At 40.9% G+C, this 24,379-nt stretch carries 25 protein-coding genes and 1 tRNA gene; 8 read left to right on the forward strand and 18 right to left on the reverse strand.

Annotated elements, in window-relative coordinates:
- Positions 1-181: 181 nt before the first annotated feature.
- The 5 genes from J5M87_RS06195 to J5M87_RS06215 all read right to left on the reverse strand — a co-directional run bounded on the left by J5M87_RS06195 (position 182) and on the right by J5M87_RS06215 (position 4,312).
- Positions 182-424, reverse strand: coding sequence for a type B 50S ribosomal protein L31 (locus J5M87_RS06195; RefSeq protein ID WP_067091298.1), 243 nt, complete (start codon positions 422-424; stop codon positions 182-184).
- A gap of 102 nt (positions 425-526) precedes the next feature.
- Positions 527-1,765: an NAD(P)H-dependent oxidoreductase gene (locus J5M87_RS06200; RefSeq protein WP_154608851.1), complete on the reverse strand. Its 1,239-nt coding sequence runs from the start codon at positions 1,763-1,765 to the stop codon at positions 527-529.
- 17 nt (positions 1,766-1,782) lie between these two features.
- A complete protein-coding gene (locus J5M87_RS06205) occupies positions 1,783-2,385 on the reverse strand; it encodes an NADPH-dependent FMN reductase (RefSeq protein ID WP_154608850.1) in 603 nt (200 codons plus the stop codon).
- A gap of 69 nt (positions 2,386-2,454) precedes the next feature.
- Positions 2,455-3,387: an FAD:protein FMN transferase gene (locus J5M87_RS06210; RefSeq protein ID WP_154608849.1), complete on the reverse strand. Its 933-nt coding sequence runs from the start codon at positions 3,385-3,387 to the stop codon at positions 2,455-2,457.
- The gene (locus J5M87_RS06215) at positions 3,374-4,312 is read right to left on the reverse strand and encodes a DHH family phosphoesterase (protein ID WP_154608848.1); all 939 of its coding nucleotides are present in this window, start codon (positions 4,310-4,312) and stop codon (positions 3,374-3,376) included. The genes J5M87_RS06210 and J5M87_RS06215 overlap by 14 nt, the downstream gene beginning before the upstream one ends.
- A 99-nt stretch (positions 4,313-4,411) precedes the next feature.
- On the opposite strand from J5M87_RS06215, the gene J5M87_RS06220 reads away from it, so the two are divergent.
- Complete coding sequence (locus tag J5M87_RS06220) at positions 4,412-4,867, forward strand: flavodoxin (RefSeq protein ID WP_154608847.1); 456 nt, start codon at positions 4,412-4,414, stop codon at positions 4,865-4,867.
- Between the two features lie 54 nt (positions 4,868-4,921).
- On the opposite strand, the gene J5M87_RS06225 is transcribed toward J5M87_RS06220, so the two are convergent.
- From J5M87_RS06225 to J5M87_RS06260, 8 genes are all read right to left on the reverse strand, one after another.
- On the reverse strand, positions 4,922-6,148 hold the full coding sequence (locus J5M87_RS06225; protein WP_154608846.1) for a chloride channel protein: 1,227 nt from the start codon (positions 6,146-6,148) through the stop codon (positions 4,922-4,924).
- A 588-nt stretch (positions 6,149-6,736) separates the two neighbouring features.
- Positions 6,737-8,269 carry a ClC family H(+)/Cl(-) exchange transporter gene (locus J5M87_RS06230; RefSeq protein WP_154608845.1) on the reverse strand — a complete coding sequence of 511 codons (1,533 nt, stop codon included), beginning with the start codon at positions 8,267-8,269 and terminating at the stop codon, positions 6,737-6,739.
- 373 nt (positions 8,270-8,642) lie between these two features.
- Positions 8,643-8,714, reverse strand: a tRNA-Arg gene (locus J5M87_RS06235).
- 103 nt (positions 8,715-8,817) lie between these two features.
- Positions 8,818-9,165: a 50S ribosomal protein L19 gene (rplS, locus tag J5M87_RS06240; RefSeq protein WP_067085767.1), complete on the reverse strand. Its 348-nt coding sequence runs from the start codon at positions 9,163-9,165 to the stop codon at positions 8,818-8,820.
- A 264-nt stretch (positions 9,166-9,429) separates the two neighbouring features.
- Positions 9,430-10,341, reverse strand: coding sequence for a DNA-binding protein WhiA (whiA, locus tag J5M87_RS06245; RefSeq protein ID WP_154608844.1), 912 nt, complete (start codon positions 10,339-10,341; stop codon positions 9,430-9,432).
- Positions 10,338-11,312: a YvcK family protein gene (locus J5M87_RS06250; RefSeq protein ID WP_154608843.1), complete on the reverse strand. Its 975-nt coding sequence runs from the start codon at positions 11,310-11,312 to the stop codon at positions 10,338-10,340. The genes whiA and J5M87_RS06250 overlap by 4 nt, the downstream gene beginning before the upstream one ends.
- Positions 11,309-12,196 (reverse strand): RNase adapter RapZ, encoded by an 888-nt coding sequence (gene rapZ / locus J5M87_RS06255; protein ID WP_154608842.1) that lies wholly within the window; start codon positions 12,194-12,196, stop codon positions 11,309-11,311. The genes J5M87_RS06250 and rapZ overlap by 4 nt, the downstream gene beginning before the upstream one ends.
- 12 nt (positions 12,197-12,208) lie before the next feature.
- Positions 12,209-12,589: a RidA family protein gene (locus tag J5M87_RS06260; RefSeq protein WP_154608841.1), complete on the reverse strand. Its 381-nt coding sequence runs from the start codon at positions 12,587-12,589 to the stop codon at positions 12,209-12,211.
- 135 nt (positions 12,590-12,724) lie between these two features.
- Here J5M87_RS06260 and J5M87_RS06265 point away from each other — a divergent pair, with 135 nt between their 5' ends.
- Positions 12,725-13,135 carry an OsmC family protein gene (locus J5M87_RS06265; RefSeq protein WP_154608840.1) on the forward strand — a complete coding sequence of 137 codons (411 nt, stop codon included), beginning with the start codon at positions 12,725-12,727 and terminating at the stop codon, positions 13,133-13,135.
- A 136-nt stretch (positions 13,136-13,271) separates the two neighbouring features.
- Here J5M87_RS06265 and J5M87_RS06270 read toward each other — a convergent pair whose 3' ends face one another.
- The 4 genes from J5M87_RS06270 to J5M87_RS06285 form a co-directional block, all read right to left on the reverse strand.
- Complete coding sequence (locus J5M87_RS06270; protein WP_154608839.1) at positions 13,272-13,724, reverse strand: TlpA family protein disulfide reductase; 453 nt, start codon at positions 13,722-13,724, stop codon at positions 13,272-13,274.
- Positions 13,725-13,943: 219 nt separating this feature from the next.
- On the reverse strand, positions 13,944-15,290 hold the full coding sequence (gene asnS / locus J5M87_RS06275) for an asparagine--tRNA ligase (protein WP_154608838.1): 1,347 nt from the start codon (positions 15,288-15,290) through the stop codon (positions 13,944-13,946).
- Between the two features lie 84 nt (positions 15,291-15,374).
- Complete coding sequence (locus tag J5M87_RS06280) at positions 15,375-16,553, reverse strand: pyridoxal phosphate-dependent aminotransferase (protein ID WP_154608837.1); 1,179 nt, start codon at positions 16,551-16,553, stop codon at positions 15,375-15,377.
- Positions 16,550-17,047, reverse strand: coding sequence for a cell wall elongation regulator TseB-like domain-containing protein (locus J5M87_RS06285; RefSeq protein WP_230082378.1), 498 nt, complete (start codon positions 17,045-17,047; stop codon positions 16,550-16,552). Before J5M87_RS06285 ends, J5M87_RS06280 begins: the two co-directional genes overlap by 4 nt.
- Positions 17,048-17,192: 145 nt before the next feature.
- On the opposite strand from J5M87_RS06285, the gene J5M87_RS06290 reads away from it, so the two are divergent.
- The 3 genes from J5M87_RS06290 (at position 17,193) to J5M87_RS06300 (ending at position 20,451) form a co-directional block, all read left to right on the forward strand.
- Positions 17,193-17,636 carry a MarR family winged helix-turn-helix transcriptional regulator gene (locus J5M87_RS06290; RefSeq protein ID WP_154608836.1) on the forward strand — a complete coding sequence of 148 codons (444 nt, stop codon included), beginning with the start codon at positions 17,193-17,195 and terminating at the stop codon, positions 17,634-17,636.
- A 118-nt stretch (positions 17,637-17,754) separates the two neighbouring features.
- Positions 17,755-18,300: an NADPH-dependent FMN reductase gene (locus J5M87_RS06295; RefSeq protein WP_154608835.1), complete on the forward strand. Its 546-nt coding sequence runs from the start codon at positions 17,755-17,757 to the stop codon at positions 18,298-18,300.
- A 1,149-nt stretch (positions 18,301-19,449) separates the two neighbouring features.
- The gene (locus J5M87_RS06300) at positions 19,450-20,451 is read left to right on the forward strand and encodes a hypothetical protein (RefSeq protein WP_154608834.1); all 1,002 of its coding nucleotides are present in this window, start codon (positions 19,450-19,452) and stop codon (positions 20,449-20,451) included.
- 677 nt (positions 20,452-21,128) lie between these two features.
- Here the strand turns inward: J5M87_RS06300 and yaaA are convergent.
- Positions 21,129-21,860, reverse strand: a complete 732-nt coding sequence (yaaA, locus tag J5M87_RS06305; protein WP_154608833.1) for a peroxide stress protein YaaA — start codon at positions 21,858-21,860, stop codon at positions 21,129-21,131.
- A gap of 102 nt (positions 21,861-21,962) precedes the next feature.
- On the opposite strand from yaaA, the gene J5M87_RS06310 reads away from it, so the two are divergent.
- The 3 genes from J5M87_RS06310 to J5M87_RS06320 all read left to right on the forward strand — a co-directional run bounded on the left by J5M87_RS06310 (position 21,963) and on the right by J5M87_RS06320 (position 24,376).
- Complete coding sequence (locus tag J5M87_RS06310; RefSeq protein WP_067088954.1) at positions 21,963-22,412, forward strand: DUF1836 domain-containing protein; 450 nt, start codon at positions 21,963-21,965, stop codon at positions 22,410-22,412.
- The gene (gene trhA, locus J5M87_RS06315; protein WP_154632453.1) at positions 22,396-23,046 is read left to right on the forward strand and encodes a PAQR family membrane homeostasis protein TrhA; all 651 of its coding nucleotides are present in this window, start codon (positions 22,396-22,398) and stop codon (positions 23,044-23,046) included. Before J5M87_RS06310 ends, trhA begins: the two co-directional genes overlap by 17 nt.
- Before the next feature lie 61 nt (positions 23,047-23,107).
- Complete coding sequence (locus J5M87_RS06320; RefSeq protein WP_154608832.1) at positions 23,108-24,376, forward strand: aminotransferase-like domain-containing protein; 1,269 nt, start codon at positions 23,108-23,110, stop codon at positions 24,374-24,376.
- Positions 24,377-24,379 lie beyond the last annotated feature (3 nt).

Raw genomic sequence — 24,379 nt, forward strand, 5'->3', positions numbered from 1 at the left:
GAGACGTCTCCGATTTTGAAAAAGCCCCCTTCCTCGGTACCTAACTGTGTGAAAAATTACAGACTTACTAGGGGACTATAATTGCTACTTTTCATGTATCAATTCTTTTAGAAAAAGAAAAGCCATTCCCGAAAACGGAAATGGCTTAACATCAACATTCTTAAGCAATAAATGCGGTTGATTATTTGAGACCGTATTTTTTGTTGAAACGATCCACACGTCCATCTGCTTGCGTGAACTTTTGACGTCCTGTGTAGAATGGGTGTGAGTCTGATGAAATTTCCACACGAATCAATGGGTATGTTTCACCTTCAAATTCGATAGTTTCTTTAGAGTTCTTTGTAGAACCGCTAAGGAACTTGTAACCAGTAGTTGTGTCCATGAAGACAACAGTACGATATTCTGGATGGATATCTTTTTTCATTTTAAAAATTCCTTTCTGCCATGGACTCTTTGTCGAGCCATAGATAATACCAGTATAGTCTATCATATTTTCCAACACTTGGCAACTATTTTTTTCTATTTTTTATTGAATAGAGGCACCCGAATCGGCATCTGTTGTCAGATCTGCTCCAGAACCAGCTGCATCGGTACTAGAAGCTCCAGAATCAGCATCTGTTGCACCATGCACCGTTTGCATTCCTGTACCACCAACCAATCGTTGGCCAGTTTCTTTTAGATACCAGTCTAACCAAGGTTTAAAGTTGAAGATAATCTCATTTATGCCAGCATACGATCCATCTGGGTAGTACATCGCTTGATAATTATGCGTATTAATCACTTCTGGAGGTGTTCCCGGAACAATCGTACGGACATATTCTTGGTTACCATTTCGTAAGGTTCCCACAACCCACTCAACATTCTTCATACGTGCTGGTGGCAATGTGCCGTGAACTGTACCAAGGCGATTTCCTACCTGTTCTTTTACACGTTTACCTAACATGGTATTTGGATCTGGATGAGCATCGTTATAGTACAAGAATTGGTTGTTATCGTCAGCATAGGTCAATTCAAATGGCATAGCATTTAAAAACATATTCAGTTGATTAACCGTCAACAAACCATTGTCCAGCTTGACATAGGTATCCCCTTCTACTGCGTTGACTTGTTTTGCAGCCTTTTCTAGCCAGTCTGGATCATCTGGATCAATACCAAGAATAGTTGTATCAATCGCTCCCTTACAATAAAGGTCTTCTGCTTCAATTGGTTTTGGTTTCTTCAAACTAGACACAACTCCTACGTATTTGATGAAATTGTCAAGGCACATTTCTAGGAATTTCACTGTTCCTTGATCGGTAATATTTCCATTTCCGTCAAAGGCTTCTTTTGCCTTTCCAAGCAAGAACTCATTTCCTGGTAGCGTAAAGGCATTGACTCCTGGAGCGTCCAAAATCTTGCGTAAATGCACTTGAGCTCGAGATGTTCCCTGATCATAGTAAGAAGCGCCTACAATCATGACAGGTTTGTCTTCAAAAGGGTGAACCTTAAAGGACAACCATTCAAGCACGCTTTTTAGAGCTGCTGTAATGGTATGATTGTGTTCTGGTGTCGCAATAATGACACCGTCTGCTCGGGTAATTTTATGGTAGAGAAGACGCAATTGGAAGCATTCTTCCCAGTTTTCATCCTGATTGAACATCGGAATATCATCGATTTCTAATACTTCTAATTCGAATTTTACTTTGAATTGTCTTCTGATGAATTCTAATAATTTTCGATTGTATGATTCGTCCGCATTTGACCCTACAAGTCCTACAAATTTCATGGTTCTACTCCTTTTTCCTATAAACTTTCCCAATCAAAATTTTCAGCTTCTTTGTGCAATAAGGCTTTGGCATTGGATAATTTACCTGTAATTTTCACAAAGAGTCTAAAGTCATCAAATAAGGCTTCCAATTTTTGAATGGTATCCAGGTCGATGAGGTCACCATCACTATTAAAAGCTTGAAGAGAGTGAGACAATAAAAATTCTTCTGGAATAACATTCGCCTTAATCTCAGGAGCATTCAAGATTTGACGTAATTGGAGTTGCGCACGAGATGATCCTAAGGTTCCATAGGAAGCACCTGTAATCATCACCGGTTTATTTAACAGTGGATAAATGCCATAGGATAGCCAAGCTAGGGCACTCATTAAGACAGCTGGAATAGAATGGTCATATTCTGGTGTTCCAATGATGACGCCATCTGCAGCTGCGATTTTCTCTGCAATTTCTGTCACAATTGGTGGAACCGTTTTATTGGCAGGCTTATTAAATAAGGGAATATCTTTGATTTCAATCAATTCAATCTCTGCGACATCCGCAAAATGTTTTTGGATGTATTGAAGTAATTTTCGATTGGTTGATTGGGCAGAATTCGTCCCAACAATAGCAATGAATTTCATATTTATACCTTCTTATCTAATATATATTCGTATTCATTCTATCACTTTTGCTATTATTTGTAAACGTTTTTATTTTACCAAAGCATTTCTCAGACCATCTGTCACCAGCATTTCATTGTCAGTTGTCAGAATAATCGCTTCAATCCCTTCTTGGTCTTGAACTGTTTGGTAGATTTCTTGAATAGGTCGTCCAAATAAACGGGTGGTCCAGATTTCTCCGTCAACTGATTGTTTGGAAACGATGGTCAGACTTGCGACATCACTTGTGACGGGATAGCCTGTCTGACTATCAAAGATATGGTGGTAGGTTTTTCCTTCATAGGTAAAGGTCCGTTCGTAGATACCTGAGGTGACAACAGAGCCGTCTTCAATTTTTACAATAGCAATATTATTTCCTCTTGGAAGGTTTGGATGTTGAATACCAATATGCCACTGGCCATCTGGATTGTGGCTAGCCTGGCCAAATGTCAGGACATTGCCCCCCAGATTGATAAGACCTTTTGATACGCCAACACGGTGTAGGTGTTCGACAATCCGATCCGCAATGTAGCCTTTTGCAAGGGCACCTAGGTCAATGGCCATTCCTTCTTTTCGTAAATAGATAGATTGCGTTTCCTCATCTAGTTCAATGTCTTGCGGATTGATTAAGGCTAATTTTTTATCAATCTCTGCTTGGCTAGGGACACGCGCATCTGAAAAGCCAATCCGCCAAGTTTGTACGAGAGGACCAATTGTGATATTTAAACGGCTATTGGAAGCGCAACTATGGAACTTTCCAAGTGCAATCAATTCAAATAAATCAGACGCAACAGGGACTGCTTGAATCCCTGCATTATAATTCACTTCCATGAGTTCAGATGTTAAATCGTTGGCCGAAAAGCGATCCTTATACAGATATAAGAGCTCCTCTACTTGATCTAAAATTGGCTCCGCCTCTTGGTGCCAAATTTTAATATCAATGACTGTTCCCATGAGACGAAGTTGTCGACTACTCGCTTGCATCTGCCGCCACCTGTTTTAATTCTTGGTAAATTTCCTCATTTTCTTCAATCGAATATGAGTTGGCACCGCTGGCTAAAGGATGACCTCCTCCATGATGGCGCTTGGCAATTTCATTGATAGGAAGAAACTTACTGCGCAACCGCACCCGATAAGAACCGTCAGGTTGCTCCACAAAAACACCCCAGCTTTTGACTGTATTGATACGACCTGGTACTCCTACGATAAAAGCGGTATCTGCATCTCCAATGCCAAATTCCTTGAGCAAGGTTTGGCTGAGAAGCACACGTGCTGCTCCATTTTCATCAATTTCCAAATGATCATAGACATAGCCAATTAACTTAGCAACACTATAATCAACTGACTCCATTTGCCGCGAAAGACCTGCAAAATCAAACTCATACTGACGAAGTTTTGCCACAATGTCAAATGTTTTTGCCGAAGTTGCTGGATACAAAAAGCGCCCTGTATCCCCCACAATACCTGCATAGAGTAGGTAGGCAATGTCCGCATCTATTTCCAGCCCCATATCAAAGGCAAACTGCGCAATCATTTCGCTACAAGAGCTAGCGCTGGTATTGACCCATGAAAGATCTCCGTAGACTTCATCGTTTGGATGATGGTCAATCTTGATGAGAAAATCGCCCTGATTATAGCGTTTGTCATCAATACGAGCTTGATTGGCTGTGTCCGTCACAATAACCAAGGCTCCTTGGTATTCCTCATCCGCTACTGTTTCCATTTCCGCCAACCAAGCAAGATTTGGCTCTGTATAGCCGGTCACCTTAATCGTTTTTTCTGGAAAATTCTTCTGCAATAAGCGCTGTAATCCGACTTGACTCCCTAGGGCATCTGGATCCGGCCGCATATGACGATGAATGACAATGGTTTGGTACTCTCTTATTTTTTCTAATATCATTTCTAGCATTCTAAGCACTCCTTTTTTTCATTCTATCATAAAAATGACGCTTTTGAAAATTTGGAGAATGTGGTATACTAGTGCTATCATCTATTTTTGGAGGAAACTATGGCACTAGCAAAAATTGTCTACGCTAGTATGACAGGCAATACAGAAGAAATTGCAGATATTGTCGCAACAAAACTCGAAGAGCTTGGTCTTGAAGTGCACAATGACGAGTGTACTACTGTCGAAACAGAAGAAATCTTAGACGCAGATATTATCATCGTAGCAACCTATACCTATTCTTATGGGGGCGACGGGGAATTGCCAGACGAAATTGTAGATTTCTATACAGACCTAGCTGATTATGACTTGACAGGAAAAATCTACGGCGTCTGCGGATCTGGCGACACCTTCTATGAAGATTTTTGTAAGTCAGTAGACGATTTTGACCTCATGCTCGCTTCACGTGGCGCAACCAAAGGAGCAGAAAATGTCAAGGTCGACTTAGCAGCTGAAGAAGACGATATTGTCAATCTCGAAAAATTCGCAACAGATCTTGTTGCAGCTTTAGAGCCCTAATATATGGAAGTTAACCAAAAGGAAGCCTATTTTGTGGGCCTCCTTTTCTCTTATTTATTCTACATCGATAACTAAAGCCTGTTGCAAACCATAAATAGATTGCTTGCGATTGAACTGGTAGCTAATGATAACGGTAATCGTAAAAAATGGGAGATGATGAAAGCCAAAGACCTCTCCGCCAATCAGTATAGGAGCAAGTAGGGTATTGGTCGCGCTGGCAAAGACACTGATATACCCTGCTGCTGCAACCAGTTCTACCGGAAGTCCAAAAAATGGAGCCAAGATAACACCAAGAGACGCACCGATAGCAAACAAGGGTGTCACCTCTCCCCCTTGAAATCCAGCCGCTAGGGTTATAGTGGTAAAGAGCAATTTCAGTAGAAAATCATAGGAATAGATTTGCTGGTTTGAAAAGCTCTGTTCAATCAAATTTGTTCCCAGACCTGCATAGCGCCCAAAGTGAGCTAAACTAATGGCTAGACTAAGCATTAGACCAATGATGGTAATTCTCCAATAGGGATTGGGCAAATAGTGAAGAGCCTGTTTTTTTAGATACTGCTGAAGAGAGATAAAAGCATTTCCAGTCAGACCAAAGAAAAGACCCAAGAGAATATATTTGACAAACACGGAAACGGTTAGCTCTGGAGTGGTTACAATCACATGGGTAAATTTTTCCAAGCCTAAGAGATGAGAAAAGCTACTAGCAGTATAGACCGTAACAAGAGCTGGCAGTAAGGCATACAATTGAAGCTGGCCAATCGCAAGCACCTCTAAGGCAAAAAAGAGGGCTGCAAGCGGGGTTTGAAATAAGCCTGCAAAACCTGCTGCCATACCTGTCACTAGAATCACTTGTTCGTGCTTAGGAAAGGTAAAAAAGCGGTCAAATTGATGAGAAATAGCTGCACCAAGTTGGACTGCAACTCCTTCTCTACCAGCACTCCCACCAAATAAATGGGTTAACCAAGTGGACAAGATGACAAGTGGAATGAGCGAAGATGGAATCTTTCTATCTTCACCATGAGCCACTTCAAAAACAAGCGCCATTCCTTTTTGTGCTTCCTTGCTAAAATGCTGGTAAAGAAAAACAATCACAAGTCCAGCTAGTCCCAGAAAAGGCAAGAGAGCACTAAGGTGGCTCGTCCGCCATTCTCCAATCCAGAGCAAAACACGACCAAAAAGGGTTGTTAAGCCACCTGTCATCAGACCCACGATTAGACCAAACACAGCTAAACGAATCGTCACACTATAGGGATGTTGATAACTTTCTTTTATGGGAATCATCGCTCCTCCTTCTTTTTAAAAAATCTACCAGAGGCTGAGACAAAAGTCCCTTACCTCCTTATGTTACATATTTTTAATAGTTCGATGCATATCAATAGTCAGGGGAGTGACGATTGATACCTGAGCTTGAAAATCAAAAAGCGAGGATTGTCTGGTTTGTAAAACGTTGATAAATCAACATTCTAGTAGAAGAGATTAGCGAACATTTCGCTAGCTCTATTTCCAACCTTTCACAATTCTTAATTGCAAGGAGCGAGCTACGCTCGTTCTATTTCCTGCCTTCCACAATTCTCAATTGCAAGGAGCGAGCTACGCTCGTTCTATTTCCTGCCTTCCACAATTCTCAATTGCAAGGAGCGAGCTACGCTCGTTCTATTTCCAGCCTTCCACAATTCTCAATTGTGGAAGCTAGTCAACTTGCGGGGGTGGGAGTAAACTAATCCAGTAGATTAGTTTAGCCCGAACCTAAAAATAAAGGAGTGAGGATAATCGATTTCTTCGAAATCACGATTTCTGTCCCACCCCCAAAATGATTATTCAAACAGAACGGACTGTTCACCATTTTTAAGGTTAAACACTTGAAAAAGGCTATAGCAATAACTGTTTGACCTTACTGATTTCTGATTCATTCACTACTAAGAAAATGGTCGCACCTGCATGGAGAACTGTAGTACCAGATACCACTTCTGATTTCTGATGATAAATCTGAGTTGTCAGTAAAATATTTTTCGGTAATGCTAAATCCCGCACTCGTTTCCCAGCTAGCTTGTCCGATACAATCAGCTCAATCAGCGTTGGCTCTATAATATTTGAAGGTGCTGTGACAGACATTTTGGCTAGCATGGCTTCGTAAATCGGCTCCCCTTTTAGCAAATCCATCACAATATAAGAGACGAGAGTAACCACACCAATAGCCATCAGTTGTTTCAAATCCCCTACCATCTCGGTCACTAAAATCATCGCAGTCAGGGGCGCTTTGGAAATGGCACCAAAATACCCTGCCATGCCTAATACGATAAATAAAGGAAGAGCCGTCTCCGAAATAAGATGAAGTTGCTCAAAAGTTAGACCAAAAGTCATGCCCAATAGAGAACCCAAGGTTAACATGGGCAAAAAGATACCGCCTGGTAAACCACTACTATACGAAATCATGCTCCAAACGAACCGAATGAAAAAATAAAGACAGATTGTCGCTAAGATTTGATGTTCCTGAGCAAGTGAAATAATCAAACGATGCCCACCACCTAGTAGCTGTGGATAGAAATAACCAATCGGAATAATCAGCAAAATGCCAATAACCCCATAAGCATGAGACGGTACTCGACATTTTTCTCCAAAGAAATCATAGAAACGGTGAAAGTTTAAAATAACTTTTTCATATCCAAAGCCCATTAGCCCTAAAAAGATTCCCAACAGAACGAAAATCCAATACTGCTTTAAAGAGAGAAAAGGTAATTCTTGATTCATCGATAGGACGGGGGTCAAGCCAAAAATATTCAAGGAAATAAAATTGGCAACAAGGCTTGCCACTAAGGCTGTTACCCACACCATACGTGAAAAATGGTGATAAATTTCTTCTACTACAAAAAGAAGACCGGCAATCGGTGCATTAAAGGCTGCTGAAAGACCTGCGGCTGCACCACTAGCAATAAAGGCTCTCGTTTCTAATGGACTGGCTTTTAGGAATTTCGCTACACCTTTCGCAGACATTGCTCCTAACTGAATACTCGGTCCCTCACGCCCTAGCATAAATCCCATTGAAATAGCACATACGCCTGCCACAAATTTTTTCCAAAGTACACTCCACCAGTCCGTACGCAATAGCCCCTTCAATTCTCCCTCAATATGGGGAATCCCAGAGCCCTTAATATCTGGATCAGACTTGACTAGTAGGCTAATCAGCCAAACTACCAGTAGACTGACTAGGGTAATCGGTACTAGGCGGAGCGGATTGGCTTGAGCAGCATGATACTGCGACAGAACTATCTCAAACAGCAGCTCAATCGCTAAGCGGAACAAACTAACCACGACACCTGAGACAATCCCAACCACTATACCACGCCAGACAAAACTCATAATCGAGCCTGCTGAAAACCGGAACTCCCTATGATGATTTTCCATACTCTCTCCTATCCTTATCCACGATGAATAGCTCCATAAATAAGCAACTGCCTATTTTAGCAAGCATTTACAGTTTCTTACTCTTATTCTACCAAATCTAACCCATTTTTTCGAGGGAAAGTTGTCTCATCTTCAAAGAAAATATGAACATATTCTCTATTTGTCTAGTTCTGAATGAAGATAGCGATGTTGTTATCTTTTCACTATACCATTTGTACATTTTTTATTTGCTTTGTTCAGATTTTATACTATACTCACGATGCTGAGCAAGTGGGAGTGGTATTTCTACAACTTATCTTATCTCTCTTTAGTAAATCAGCATATTAAAAACCCTTGAAAACATTGATGTTACAAGGGTTTTGCTATTTTCCTATCTCCCCTGCAGGAATCGAACCTGCAACTAATTCTTAGGAGGAATTTGTTATATCCATTTAACTAAGGGAAGGTTCTTTTATTGTATCGTAGACAGGGCAAGATTGCAAGAAAAAAATGAAAAGCACCCTTGCGAGTGCTTGCATCCACTATTGGATTGAAATACCAACCGTTGATTAACGACGGATTTCTTTGATACGCGCAGCTTTACCTTGCAATGCACGTAGGTAGTACAATTTCGCACGACGTACTTTACCGTAACGTACTACTTCAATTTTATCAACACGTGGAGTGTGGATTGGGAATGTACGTTCTACACCGATACCGCTTGAAATCTTGCGGACAGTATACATTTCTGAGATTCCTTGACCTTTACGAGAGATAACAACACCCTCAAAGATCTGGATACGCTCGCGGCTTCCCTCAACAACTTTTGCGTGAACACGCACAGTGTCACCAGGACGGAATGCAGGGATATCAGTACGAAGTTGACCTTCTGTCAAACTTTGAATTAATGGATTCATGTTTTCTATTCTCCTATCTTGCCAATCATGAGAGCATGGTCTCAGCGGATTAACCGTTTTTTGTGTGTCCATTACACACGTCCTCTATTATATACAAATATTGAGAACTTGTAAAGTAAAATATCTGATTATTTTTTGAAAATCGTTTGTCGCTTTAGCTTTTGAAGCAAGAGAAATGCTACTATACCTCAGCTAAGGACAGCGAATTTTCCTTTTCACACTCATCTTATAAAAACCAAGCCCAATTCAAGTCCAGCTCGGTTTTCATAATTCATCCGCAATTTTATTGATTTTACGCAATCGATGATTGAGGCCGCTCTTTGTGATTGGTTTTGAAAGACTATCTGCCAACTGCTGAATCGAATAGTCTGGATGTTGAATCCGCAATTGAGCGACTTCTTGCAAATCAGACGGTAACTGATCTAAACCAATGCTTTCTATAATCTTAGAAATATTGTTGATTGTTTTCATACTGGCCGTAACGGTTCGAGCAATGTTAGCAGCCTCTGCATTAATAGCTCGGTTGAGATCATTACGCGTTTCCCGAAGCAATTTAACATTTTCAAATTCTGTCTTTGCTTCTTCTGCCCCAACAATTAAAAGAAAGTCCATAATGTCTTCTGCTCGCTGCAAATAGGTAATACTTCCTTTCGAGCGCTCAATGACTTTACCATCCAAAAGAAATTTTTGCAACAAATTAGCCAAGTCATGAGCATGATCTTCATAGATTGAAGCAATTTCCAGCTGATATTTCCCCGTTTCTGGATCTTTCACAGAACCACTCGCTAAAAAGGCGCCTCGTAGATAGGACTGGCTCCAGCTATCATTTTCCAAAATAGCAGGTGCAATCCCCGTTTCCAAACCAAAGAAACTGTCTGCTAGGTAGAGATCATCTAAAATCGCATTGACCTCCTCCTCTAAAAATACCGTATAAACACGGTTCTTTCGAAGATTTGTCTTTTGATGATGACGAATTTCAGCCTTGACCTCATAAAAATGATAGAGCATCTCATAGAGGTGGCGGGCAATCTTGGCGTTTTCGCTGCTAATCGACAAGGTTAAACCAGTTGAAGCCAAACCGAGACTGCCAGATAGTTTAATCATAGCTGCTAATTCACTCTTTTCGACCTGACCATGACTGATAATTTCTTCTTTTACCTGCACACTAAAACTCATGATTTCACCTGTAAAATTTTCAAGAGTTCTTCGACCACTAAGTCCCCGTCATGAAAGGCTCCGCCATTTTCCAAGCGCAAGAAATCTGAAGAAATGACACGCTGGGCTTGTGCTTGCAGACCTGTAAAATCATGTTTTACCTGCACCAAGTATTCATCAAATTGGTAGGTATTCATGTATTCTTTTGGAACCGGCTCTATATTGACAAGAACCGTATCAATCACATTGTCCCCTAAATGCTTGTTCAACACGCGCACATGATCTGCATCACTAAAAAATTCCGTTTCCCCTCTCTGGGTCATAATGTTACAAACATAGGTCACATCTGCCTTGGTTTCTTTTAAGGCCTGCCCAATCTCTGAAATCATTAAATTAGGCAAAATGGAAGTGAATAAGGATCCTGGCCCCAAGACAATCATATCGCTTTCTAAAATACTCTCAACCACCTTCCGACTAGCGGTTGGTTCATCTTGGTTGTATGAGTTGGTCACAAAAACACGATCAATCATCCCCTTATACCCAGCAATCTTACTTTCTCCTACTACCTCGTGACCATCTGTAAAAACTGCATGAAGTGTTAAGGCATTCTCACTGGAAGGATAAATTTTACCAGTCGTGTGGAAAAATTTTGATAGCAACTGCATCGCATGATAGGTCGATCCCTGCATTTCAGAGATACCAGCGATGATTAGATTTCCTAACGGGTGCCCTGCTAGAGCTCCATCTGTTTCCGCAAACCGATATTGGAAAATACGCTCATAAAGCTTTGGCATATCAGACATGGCCAGCAAGACATTTCTTAAATCACCGGGTGGCGTCATCTGTAAGGCATGACGGATTTCACCAGAAGATCCACCATCATCTGCTACGGTTACAATGGCAGTAATGTCCACATCCTTATCCCGCAGGCTTTTGAGAATCACTGGAATGCCTGTCCCGCCTCCAATGACTGTAATTCTAGGCTTTCTCATGAACGATTGACCGTTTCCTTTCGTCTGTCTTTATCACGATGACTGAGGTTGACCGTCCAGCCTGTTTCTAAATCGTCCGCAAGGCGTTTCGCAAAAGCCACACTACGGTGCTGTCCACCAGTACAGCCAACTGCAATGGTCAAAACAGACTTGCCTTCCTTTTGATAACCAGGCAAAATTGGTTCAATTAGACCAAGCAAATGCTTGTAGAAAGACTCCGACTCTTCATGCTCCATGACATAGTTAAATACCGGCTCATCCAGTCCTGTCAAATTCCGTAATTCTACCTGATAATAGGGATTTGGTAAGAAACGGACATCAAAAACCAAATCTGCATCAAGTGGCAAACCATATTTAAAACCAAATGAGATTACTTCTACACGAAAAGAAGGTTGATTGGTCAGACTAGCAAATTGATCTGAAATTTCTTTTCGTAAATTGCGTGGTGTCAATTCTGTCGTATCAATCACATTCTGACTCATATTTTTGAGGGGAGCTAGTAATTCACGCTCCAATTGAATGCCATCAAGAACACGGCCGTCTGCCGCAAGTGGATGAGAACGACGAGTTTCCTTATAACGGGCAACCAATTCACTGTCTGTAGCATCTAAAAAGAGAATTTTAAAGTCCACATCATCAGCCGATTCAATCTCGTCAAGAACTTGACGAATCTCCGCAAAAAAGGAACGGCTACGCATATCAACCACAACCGCTACCTTGTCATTGTCTTGACTATGGCGCATTAACTCTAAAAATTTTGGTAAGAGGGCAGGAGGCATATTATCAACTGTAAAATAGCCCAAATCCTCAAACGATTGGATAGCAACAGTCTTTCCAGCACCTGACATTCCTGTGACAATCACCAGATGAAATTTTTCTGACATAGAAGTTCCTTTCTAGTCTTCGACGAGCGCAATCACTTCAATTTCCACTTTAACATCACGTGGTAAGCGAGCAACTTCAACTGCTGAACGAGCTGGAAATGCAGATGAAAAGGCAGTTTGGTAAACAGCATTAAAGGCTGCAAAATCATTCATATCACTCAAGAAACAGGTCGTTTTTACCACATGGTCAAAATCTGTTCCTGCTTCTGTTAAAATAGCCTCAATATTTTTTAAGACTTGCTGTGTTTGTTCCTCAATCGTTGTGCCGACAATCTCTCCCGTTTCTGGAGATAAGGGTACTTGGCCAGAAGCAAATAAAAGATTTCCAACAACCTTTCCTTGCACATACGGTCCAATTGCTGCTGGAGCTTTATCTGTGTGAATTGTTTTCATCGCATGAATACCTCATTCGTTTTTTCTTTATTATAGCACATTTTTAGCAAATGAGAGGCAAATCGTCTTGCTCTCTTTCTTTTCTGATTTGGTGTATAATGAGCCTATACCAATTTGAAATTCAAGGAGAATGCAATGCTTTATTCTGTTACGGCGACCAATCACGAGGGTATTCATGGCTCTGTGTCGTTATCTAGCGAAAAATCAGTCCCGACTGCTCATCCCCTCACTAAAGAAGAAGGATTTAATCCAGAAGAGCTCATGGCAACAGCTTGGGCAACCTGCCTAAATGCGACCATTCAAGCCCTCTTGGAAAGTCAAAAGCAAGAGCGCCAATCACGCGTTGAGGTGACTTGTGAACTCCACCGAGAAGCAAGGATTGGCACAGGGTATTTCTTCCAGGTCAATGCTAAGGCTAGCATCGAAGGGCTAACAACAGATCAATCGGAAACCATCGTCCAACAAGCCCACCAGCGTTGCCCCATTTCCAAACTGATTTCTCAGAGCCAAACTATTTCACTCCAAACGGTTGAATGGGACACATAACTGACCACAATTTAAAAGAGAGTAGGACTTAATCGTGATTTCATAGAAATTGATTGTCCACTCTCTTTTTATTGTATGCTACTACCAATAATAGATTCAATTCCACTACAACGGACTGTTGGCTATTTTTCTATCTTTACTTCAGACTATTTAAGCGACTCTCTAATTCCTTTTTCGTCATAGCTCCTTCAAATTTTTGTGCAATGGTTCCGTCATGATTGATAAAAATATGAGTCGGGAAAGCTCTGACTTGATAGGATTTAAAAACTTGATCCTTGGTATCAAACAAGACTGGATAAGTAATACCTAAATCATCTGCCACTTCCATAATCTGTTCCTTAGACTGCTCCGCTGGTCGTGCATTTTCAAACTCTTTTTCAGCTGAGGACACAACAGATAAGAACACAAGATCGTCCTTCTCCTCCAGCCCTTGATAGACTTCTTCTAGCTCTGGAATCTCCTGCTTACAAGGCCCACACCAGCTAGCCCAAAGATTGAGATAAACTTTTTTCCCTTTAAAATCCGCTAAGGACACATCATTGCCATCTCTATCTTTGATTGTAAAGGCTGGGGCTTCCTTGCCTACCATCTGTTGGGCAACTGGGGTTCAGAAGGATTCGACTCCAGTATTTTCGCACAAGCCGTAAGGGCAAATACAGACAAGCACAATCCTATATAGACGATTCCTTTTTTCATCAGTTTTACCTCCTGAAGCCTTTTCTATTAGTATATCACATTACTTTATATCATTATATCTTTTTATCATTCAAAAAATCCTCGTCTGTCTACACAGACAAGGATATAATGATTATGGCTTAATACGATGTAACATACGTGGGAATGGAATGGCTTCACGGATATGTTTGGTACCAGCGACAAAGGTTACCATCCGCTCGATTCCAATTCCAAATCCTGCATGGGGAACAGAGCCATATTTACGAAGATCAAGGTAGAATTCATACTCTGAACGATCCATGCCAAGGCTCTCCATTTTAGCCACAAGGGCATCGTAATCATCTTCACGGACAGAACCACCGATGATTTCCCCGTATCCTTCTGGTGCTAGTAAGTCTGCACAAAGCACGCGCTCTGGATTGCCAGGAACTGGTTTCATATAGAAAGCCTTGAAACTTGCTGGATAGTTGACCACAAAGGTTGGCACACCAAAGTAGTTTGAAATCCATGTTTCATGAGGAGAACCAAAATCATCTCCATGCTCCAAATGTTCGTAGTCTGTATCTTCATCTGCTTCATGCTCTTGAAGAAGGCTAATTGCATCATCATAGGATACACGTTTGAAAGGCTCAGCGATGTATTTCTTCAAGAGTTCTGTATCACGTTCCAAGGCTTCAAGAGCTTGCGGCGCACGATCCAAAACGCCTTGAATCAATGCTTTTACATAGGCTTCTTGCAGATCCAATGATTCATCATGAGAGAGGAAGGAATACTCCGCATCCATCATCCAAAACTCCGTCAAGTGACGACGTGTTTTTGATTTTTCTGCACGAAATACTGGACCAAAGTCAAATACACGCCCTAGTGCCATCGCTCCTGCTTCCAAGTACAATTGCCCTGATTGGCTCAAGTAAGCAGGGGTTCCAAAGTAATCTGTTTCAAACAGTTCTGTCGAATCTTCTGCCGCATTTCCAGACAGGATTGGGCTGTCAAACTTGATAAAGCCATTGCGATCAAAGAACTCATAAGTCGCATAAATAATAGCGTTACGAATTTGCATAATGGCCATTTGCTTACGAGAACGGAGCCACAAGTGACGATTGTCCATCAAGAAATCCGTTCCATGTTCTTTCGGCGTAATTGGATAGTCTTTTGAATCACCAACTACCTCAAGATCCGTAATATCCAACTCATAGCCGAATTTTGACCGTTCATCTTCTTTGACGATACCGGTTACCAACACAGATGTTTCCTGGCTGAGTTTTTTAACAGTATCAAACTTAGCTGTTCCTTCTTCTTCACCAAATGTTTCAATAAAGTTTGGCTTAAAAGCAACCGCTTGGAAAAAGGCAGTTCCGTCACGAAGCTGTAGAAAGGCTAATTTCCCTTTCCCTGATTTGTTGGCAACCCAAGCACCAATGGTTATTTTTTCACCAACATGGTCTTTGACATCAATAATCGATACTAACTCTTTAGACATAATTTCTCCTGTTCTTTTGTATAATGCTCTGTTAACTTTCTTAGGCAGTAGTCCACCGCAACAAGGACGAAGCTCCGTTTTCACTTACCCTTCCATAAATGTTTTTAGGCGTTTAACAGCTTCTTTTAAGGTATCAAGGTCTGTCGCATAGCTGAGACGGACATTTTCAGGTGCACCAAATCCTGCTCCCGTCACCAAGGCAACTCCTACTTCTTCCAAAATCGCTGTTGTAAAGGCTGTCACATCCGTGAAACCTTTCATGTCCATGGCTTTTTTTACATTTGGAAAGAGATAGAAAGCACCTTGTGGCTTGACCACTTCAAATCCTGGAACTTCAGCCAGTAAGGGATAGATGGTATTGAGTCGCTCTTCAAAGGCTTGGCGCATTTCTTCTACTGTATCCTGCTCGCCAATTAGGGCTTCAATCGCTGCATACTGGGCTACGGCTGTTGGATTAGACGTTGTTTGTCCCGCAATCTTGGTCATTGCTACAATAATCTCTGGCTCCCCAACTGCATAGCCAATTCGCCAACCAGTCATAGCATAGGTCTTAGATACACCATTGATGACAACAGTCTGCTTACGAATGGCTTCTGACAAGCTGGAAATAGGGGTGAACGTATTCCCATTATAGACAAGTCGTCCATAAATATCATCTGCCAAAATCAGAATGTCATGCTCTACAGCCCAATTTCCAATCGCAAGAAGTTCCTCCTTGCTATAAATCATACCAGTTGGGTTAGACGGTGAATTGAGAACCAAGACCTTTGTTTTATCCGTTCGTGCTGCTTCTAATTGCGCAACAGTCACCTTAAAATCATTGGCTTCTCTTGCCTGTACAAAAACAGGTACACCTTCAGCCATTTTAATCTGATCCGCATAGCTGACCCAATAAGGGGTTGGAATAATCACCTCATCAAGCGGATTGATAACGCTCATGAAAAAGGTATAGAGAGAGAATTTTGCTCCTGTTGCCACCGTCACCTGATTTGGTGCTACAGAATAGCCATAGAATTTCTCAAAATAGTCACTAATAGCCGCCTTTAATTCTGGCAACCCACTTGTTACCGTATAAAAACTCGCACGACCATCTCTAATCGCAGCTATGGCTGCCTCTTGAATATTTTCTGGAGTGGTGAAGTCAGGTTCTCCCAAGGTCAAGGATAAAATATCCCTTCCTTCTGCCTTTAACTGCTTAGCACGCGCACCCGCAGCCAAGGTTACACTTTCTTCCATTTCAAGCACTCGTTTTGATAACTTCATATTCCCTCCTTGCTCAGAAATGTTCCATTTTCAAAAGAAATCATGTAGTAGGTCTGCCCAGATTTGATTTCCCAAATCGGTTGATTTTTTGCATAACCAAAGGTTACTTTTGTCACCTCACCTGCTCCATTTTCTTTAGCAATGGCTTTGGCTTCTTCTTGAGAAATCCCATCAGTAGCCTTGTAAACGAGAATAGCAGAGGATTCTTCTGGTATCAAGACCAAAACATCTTCTTCTGACTGATTTTTCCCTGTAATACTATAATAGCTAGACTCACCAGTATAACGACTAACCTTCGTAATTGATGCTACTCCTGCATAATCCATCGCAATTTGCTTGGCCTCTTGCTGCCCTTCCAAAAAAGGCTTGGCAGAAACTTCTATGATATAAAGGATAGAAAAGGTCAGCACAAACAGTAAGACAAATAGCCCCACCGCATATTGTTTTCCAAGTGTCATACCGTTTTTGTCGGATACATTTCTCTTTTTTGCCATAATAGGATTATTATACTATATCTTAAGCTAGAATGCCATTTTTTCTAGTCATTTATCCGAATTTTCCAGCCATTTTCGTCAGATTCTGTTGCTTCTAAGAGTGATTCTCCTTGCAGTTCCGTCCAAATATTGCTACACTAGTCCTATGATAGAAAAAGTCGAAAAAGCTATTGCTCGCAATCAAGAAGCCCTTCGCAGTCTGATTATCTTACATAGAGCCTCCGATACAATCTACAAACAAGAAGTCGAAACCATGAAAAAATACCATTTGACCATGGGGCAGTTTGGTGTATTAGAGACCTTGTATAACAAGGGAGACCTCCGCATTCAAGAATTGATTGATAAACTGCTTAGCACATCTGGCAATATGACTGTCGTCATCAAGAATATGATTCGGGACGGCTATATCACTAAGGTTCCAGATTGTGATGATAAACGCGCTTCGCGGATTCACTTGACTGATCTTGGTCGCAAGACGATTGAAGCGATTCTCCCTGAACATTATGACAATATTGGCTGTATCTTTGATTTGCTAAGCCTTGAAGAACAAGAAACATTAAATACTATTTTAAAAAAATTTAAAAGATGAGACAAAATTATTGCTAATTAGTGATATTTTTGTTATGCTAGCTTTATCGTTTTCAACATAGAGGATTTTTCTAATCGATGAAGACACCATTTATTATTTTTTGAAGGAGACCATATCCATGGCAAATGTATTATTTTTAATTGGTTCACTACGTGAGGGTTCATTCAACCACCAAATGGCAAAACAAGCTGAAGAATTACTAAAAGAGAAAGCAACCGTATCCTATTTGGATTACAGCCAAGTTCCAGTCTTTAACCAAGACCTTGAAACACCTGTTCTTCCTGCAATTGCTGCAGCTCGTCAAGCAGTTGAGCAAGCAGATGCGATTTGGATTTTCTCACCAGTTTACAACTACGGTATTCCTGGTCCTGTGAAAAATGTTCTCGACTGGCTCAGTCGTGCCATCGACTTGTCAAATCCAAAAGGACCTTCTGTCTTACAAGATAAGCTAGTGACGGTATCTGCAGCTGCAAATGGTGGACATGAACCACTCTTTACAGCCTACAAGGAACTTCTACCCTTCATCCGCACACAGGTAGTCGGTGAATTTACAGGCTCACCAATCAATCCAGAAGCATGGGGAACTGGTCAATTTCTTCTATCAGAAGAAACGGCTGCACAACTCGAAAAGCAAGCAGCAGACCTCTTAGCAGCTATCGGATAACAAATGAAGAACGGTTGGACTTAGGTCTAACCGTTTTGCTTATACTAACCTATCTACCTTAAAAGGTCTAAATTGGTTGCGTTAACGAAATTAGGATAGTGATAATGTCAGGTTGGAAATACAATAAGCCGAAGGCATTGAAACATAGGATACTCTTGCAATAGCGGTAGTATTCTGGAGTGGGACAAACCAGGATGAGCGCGACGCGCTCACCCACAAAAAAATGTAGTCTGGAAGATTACGTATAAACAGTCCCTACCTCATTACTTTTGTAGATTGAACAGTTTAGCGCATATCAATAGTCAGGGGAGTGACGATTGATCCCTGAGCTTGGAAATCAAAAAGTAAGGAGTGTCTGTTTTGTAAACTGTTGAGACCGTAGATTCAACAGTTAGCAATGAAACTTCGAAGGAGGTTGCTTGCATCCGCACAATCTAATAAGGTATCGAAACATGCTACTGTTGATATGAACAGAGTGTTGGAGTTGGTAAAAACCTATCGTACTACACAATAAACTCCCTAAATAGTTCACTGAAAAACGTCCTACATAACGTCAAGTCAGCAGGTTTTCCATGGAGAATGCAAGTCTATGAACATAGAGAGCGATTCTTTCAATGAAAAATACAAAAACTTGAAGATTAGGAAGCTGTTTTTCAAGGACAAATGCGAAACTCGAAAACTAGGAAGACTTTTTCCAGTGAAAAATACAAGACTGGAAACTCAGGGAGCTGTTCTCTCAATGAAAAATGCGAGACTTGAAACTTAGGAAGCTGGTTTACAATAAAAAATGTTAGACTTGAAATCTAGAGAGCTGACTTTCAATAAAAAATGCTATTCTGATAACACAGGGAACTAGGCTTTCAATAGAGAATATCAAAATTGAGTGCTAGTAAGGATTTTTTCCACAAAGAAGGCTTCACTCGAAAACAAGTTCGCCTATAATCCTTATTTTTTCGAATCAAATTGAATAAGAATAGCGTAACACACAGGGAGTATTTATTCATACCTAATCTTAAAAGGGCTAGCAGAAAAATCGAGTCCCCTTACAGCCTTATTTTTCAGCTCAAGCTAAACGAATCCGACCTTTTTACAACCTTATCTATTGGAAAAAAGGACTAGTTAGCTTATAATAGGTACAGGAGGAATACCATGAATATAAAATTAGTATACCGTATGGGAGTCTATAGTCTATTGGGACTCAGCCTATTAACAGCCTGCTCTCATTCATCAGAAAAAACCAGCCCTTCATCTGACCTACCTGCTTTGACCAATACATTGGCCCCTACTGACTACAAAACAATACCAGCGAAGTCTGGTCTATTCTCAATTCAAGTACCAAGCGATTGGATTGCAGGTGAAGATGATACCAGCAATGATTTTTCAGCCTATTCTGCTGGAAATGACTACTTCATCACAGCCAATCTCTACCCTAAAGTAGACTCGCCCTTGGGATTGGAGGACTTTGCCCGTTCTCTGTTAATGAACTCACAAGAAACAAAGACTGAGAATCTTCAATTACTTCAAACTACTATTGCTGGTAAATCAGGTTTTCTATTCACAAAAGAAGTCAATAAAGAAAAACAGCTGGTCCTCTTTTTTTATGAAGAAGGAGAAGACTATCATCTCATTACTCTTGTGACACACCCAGACAATCACCAGAAGGGACAAGAATTTTTAGCACAGGCTATCGCAACATGGACAAGCTTAGCAACTACTAGACAAGTTACCTTTGACTATGGTCAAGCAATAACTATTCCAAATTCTGCCTTAACTGTTGGTCTTCCGACCAGTTGGAAACAAGATACGGAAGATGTCCCTGCTGACACTACGATTTACCAAGACAGTAGCAATGGGATTCGTTTATCTATCCGAGGAGTCTCTACAACAGGCTATATCGTTAACCTAAATGAAATTGCTGATCAAGTTACTCCAGCAAATAGCAACCCAAGCAAGGAAGAAGTCACGCTTGGGAATTACCAAGGCTATCGCCTATCTTTCAACCAGACATCAAATACCCAATCCAACTACATCGTCTCTATCTACGTTTTCCATGTCAATGACACTCTGATTACCTTTACTGGTTCATCTAAAGCAAGCAATACCGCTCTCCTACAATCAACCATGGAAACCATTATCTCTTCAATGAAATAATTTCTTCTATACAGAAAATCAAAAAGCATGTCACTCGCTTTAGTGCTAGGACATGCTTTTTTGTTAGATTATAGTGAATTGAATAAAGGTTAGGACATCGTTATACTCTATAAAAATCAAAATCTGACTAGGCAACGAAATCGTAGCTAGAACTGAAGTTCAGCAAGGTAAGTTAACGATGTCAGACTTTGATTTTTGACGAGTATAAGTCGCTTTGCTTCAATAGTCCAGTAGACTGTTGAAGGTTGGAAATAGGGATTATGGAGCAATCCTCAATTAACGCCAGTTCTATCTGCAGCTCCTTGCCTTCTCCTATTCCTTCATAAGATACGAGGGCGTATAAAGCACAAAGTGAAAATAGGAAGTCTGACAAAGAGCCAGCAGACTCTAGGAAGACTTATCTTTTTCACACAGTGCTTAGCCCGAGTTCAGTTTCATAAGATACGAGGGCGTATAAAGCACAAAGTGAAAATAGAAAGTCTGACGAAGAGCCAAAGGAGATTTTGCTCTGCAAACTCCTATCACTCACCTCCAAAGGTATACTATACCTTTGGAGCTAGGAAGACTTATCCCTAAAGGGAGCCTCAGCTGTAACCAACTAAAGTTGGAACATCTGCGTCTCTTTTTTACACAGCTCTTAGTCCATGTTCAGTTCTCAATCCACTATAACAAACAAATTACGGTTGCTTTCTTACAAAGACTAATTTTTGCTCCTCTGACAAATCCGCGCGGTAGGCAAAGCCATCAAAGGTGAGCTGGCTAATCTCATCAAGGGTCTGAACATCCTGTTCTGCCATGAGTGAGACGAGACGACCGCGCCCTTTTTTAGAAATGGTCGAATGAATTTTCAATTGTCCAGCCCGATTTTCCATAAAGACAATCTGAATCATCCGCTTTTGAATAGCTGGTGAAAAAACCTGTTCAAATTCAGATGAAGAAAGGGAGATAATCAAATCCTCTTCTGCCACCTGCTCATCATATTGAGCCCGCCAAAATTGCTTAAGCGATTGTCCCTCAACTTTTAGCTGACCTTGAAAATCCAAACGGTGTGGAGAAATCAAGGTAAAGGGGGAAATCAGACCATAAAAACCCGTTGCAATTCGAACATAGCGCTGCCAGTATTCCTGCTCTACTTGGCTCAATTCCCTCCGTTTCATATACCGATACATAAGGCCATCATAGAGTGTCCAGGCTGGATAAGTCTTGGCTTGTCTATGGGCAATTCTGTACCAGCGGTCGGCTTCCAGTTCTGTCTTGTCGCTGTTTAGTTTATAAAAAGCCGCTAGTTCTTCTACAGACAAATTTCTGATTGCTCCTAAGACCGCACTTGATTCTTCAGAAAGTGGCACAAAGGGATGATTGTCTAAATTGGTATTTAATTCTTTCGCATTTGGCAAGATAATTTTCATATTCTGATTATATCATACCTTCCTCCTTTTACTCTTTTCTTGCTTTTTTATTTATAAGATGTTATTATCTAGTTATAATAACTAGATATAAAGGAGTAAACAATGATTTCCTTACCTAAATGGCAGCAATTACCCGATTTGGATCTCTATCTAGACCAAGTTCTACTCTATGTCAATCAACAGACTCTCCCCTTTTTAGCCAATCGTGAAAAGCCTCTTACTGCTTCTATGGTCAATAATTATGTCAAACACGGCTATATTCCTAAACCGATTAAGAAAAAATACAGTCGTACACAAGTCGCTCGCTTGATTGTTTTGAGTATTTATAAGCCAATTTTTCCGATTGCAACCATACAGGAGATGATTGATCTGTTAACAGAAAATGATGAGGCTTCCCTTCTATACGATGCCTTTGTGGATTGCCTTTCTGGTATCGAAAATGAAGAGCAACCACTGATTTTACAAAAAGCCTGTCAGACCATTCACTCTTACCAAGCCACACTCGCACTCGTTCCAGCCTTGAAAGGAGAAGCTGATGAATCAACATTTTAAACTATCCCTCCAACTCTCATTCGGAGAAGAGGTAGGCAATGCCATTACTCATGCAGTTAGTGCCTTTTTCATGCTCCTTCTGCTGCCTTTTTCAGCGATTTATAGCTATGAACGCGTTGGCTTGATTCAAGCTATTGAGGTGTCTATTTTTATTATTAGCCTCTTTCTCATGTTTCTCTCCTCCACTATTTACCATTCAATGGCCTATGGTTCAACCCACAAATATATTCTACGGATTATCGACCACAGTATGATTTACATTGCTATTGCAGGTAGCTACACTCCTATCCTCTTGACTCTCATGCCCAATTGGCAAGGCTATCTCGTTTTAGTTATCCAATGGGCAACAACGATTTTTGGCATTCTCTACAAAATTTTTGCCAAACAAATCAACGAACGATTCAGTCTAGCTCTTTATCTGATTATGGGCTGGCTGGTTGTCTTTATCCTCCCCCAAGTCCTTGCTCAAACAGGTCCAATTTTCTGGTTTCTGATGTTGGCAGGGGGAATGGCTTATAGTATCGGAGCTATCTTTTACGCTAAGAAAAAGCCCTATTTTCATATGATTTGGCACTTATTTATCATTTTAGCTAGTTTCTTGCAGTACCTTGCGATTGTCTTTTATATGGTCTAATCTATCTGTAAGACTTGTTTCTAAGACTAAAAGACCGTATACTATCTGTAGGGGGACAGTTATGACGACTAAATACCAAACAATTATTCAGGATATTATCACAGGCATTGAAGAACACCGTTTTAAAAGAGGGCAAAAACTACCTTCCATTCGCAAACTCAGTGAACAATACCAGTGTAGTAAAGACACTGTTCAAAAGGCCATGTTGGAGTTGAAATACCAAAATCGGATTTATGCAGTAGAAAAAAGTGGCTATTACATCTTAGAAGACCAAGATTTTCAAGACACGACCCTCTCGCTGAATCCAGAGGATTTTTTGCAACTACCCTACGATGATTTTCGAACCTGCGTCCATGAAAGCCTAGTCGGAAGGGAAAAGTATCTTTTTAATTACTATCATCAGCAGGAAGGGTTGGAAGAATTGATTGACTCGCTCTACCAGCTCCTTATGGACTACCATGTTTATTGTAAAAAAGACCAACTGGTCATTACAGCAGGTAGCCAACAAGCCCTCTACATCCTAACACAAATGCAGCTGTCTTCAGGCAAACAGGAAATCCTGATTGAAGAGCCGACTTACTATCGGATGAAAACCCTATTAGATGAGCAGAAACTCCCCTATCAAACGATTGAGCGCACCTTAAATGGAATTGACCTTACTCAACTAGAGACCATTTTTAAAAGCGGAAAAATTAAGTATTTCTATACTATTCCCCGTCTCCACAATCCCTTGGGGACAACCTATACTCGTACCATTCAAGAGGCAATTGTGCAATTAGCAGACCAATATGATGTCTATGTCATTGAGGATGATTATCTGGCGGACTTCGATGCTGCAAAGACCTTGCCACTCCATTATCTGGATACGCATGATCGTGTCATCTACATCAAATCCTTTACTCCTACCCTCTTTCCGGCTTTGCGTCTAGGGGGGATTGTACTTCCTCATTATCTACGGTCTCGTTTTTTACAGCACAAGAGTTTGATTGATTATGACACCAACCTCATCATGCAAAAGGCTCTCTCGCTTTATATTGATAATGGTATGTTTGCTCGCAATACACGCCACCTCTATCAGTTAAAGCAGGCACATGAGCAAGAAATGCGTGAACGCTTATCCCGCTATCATCTCACTTATCCTCATCATCTTACCCAAGACATACTGACCGTTCAGCTTCCGAAAGAAAAAATCAGCGCCCGTCTCAAACATGGCCTAGTCAATACCCAGCTCATCACAGGTCAGTCCTATGACTATCTCCAATTATCTTATAACCAAACGTTTCCAACAGACTTGCAACAGATGATAGAAGAGTTAGAAAAAATCAGCTAGATT

It is taken from the genome of Streptococcus sp. zg-86, assembly GCF_017639855.1.
Classification (GTDB): Bacteria; Bacillota; Bacilli; order Lactobacillales; family Streptococcaceae; genus Streptococcus; species Streptococcus zhangguiae.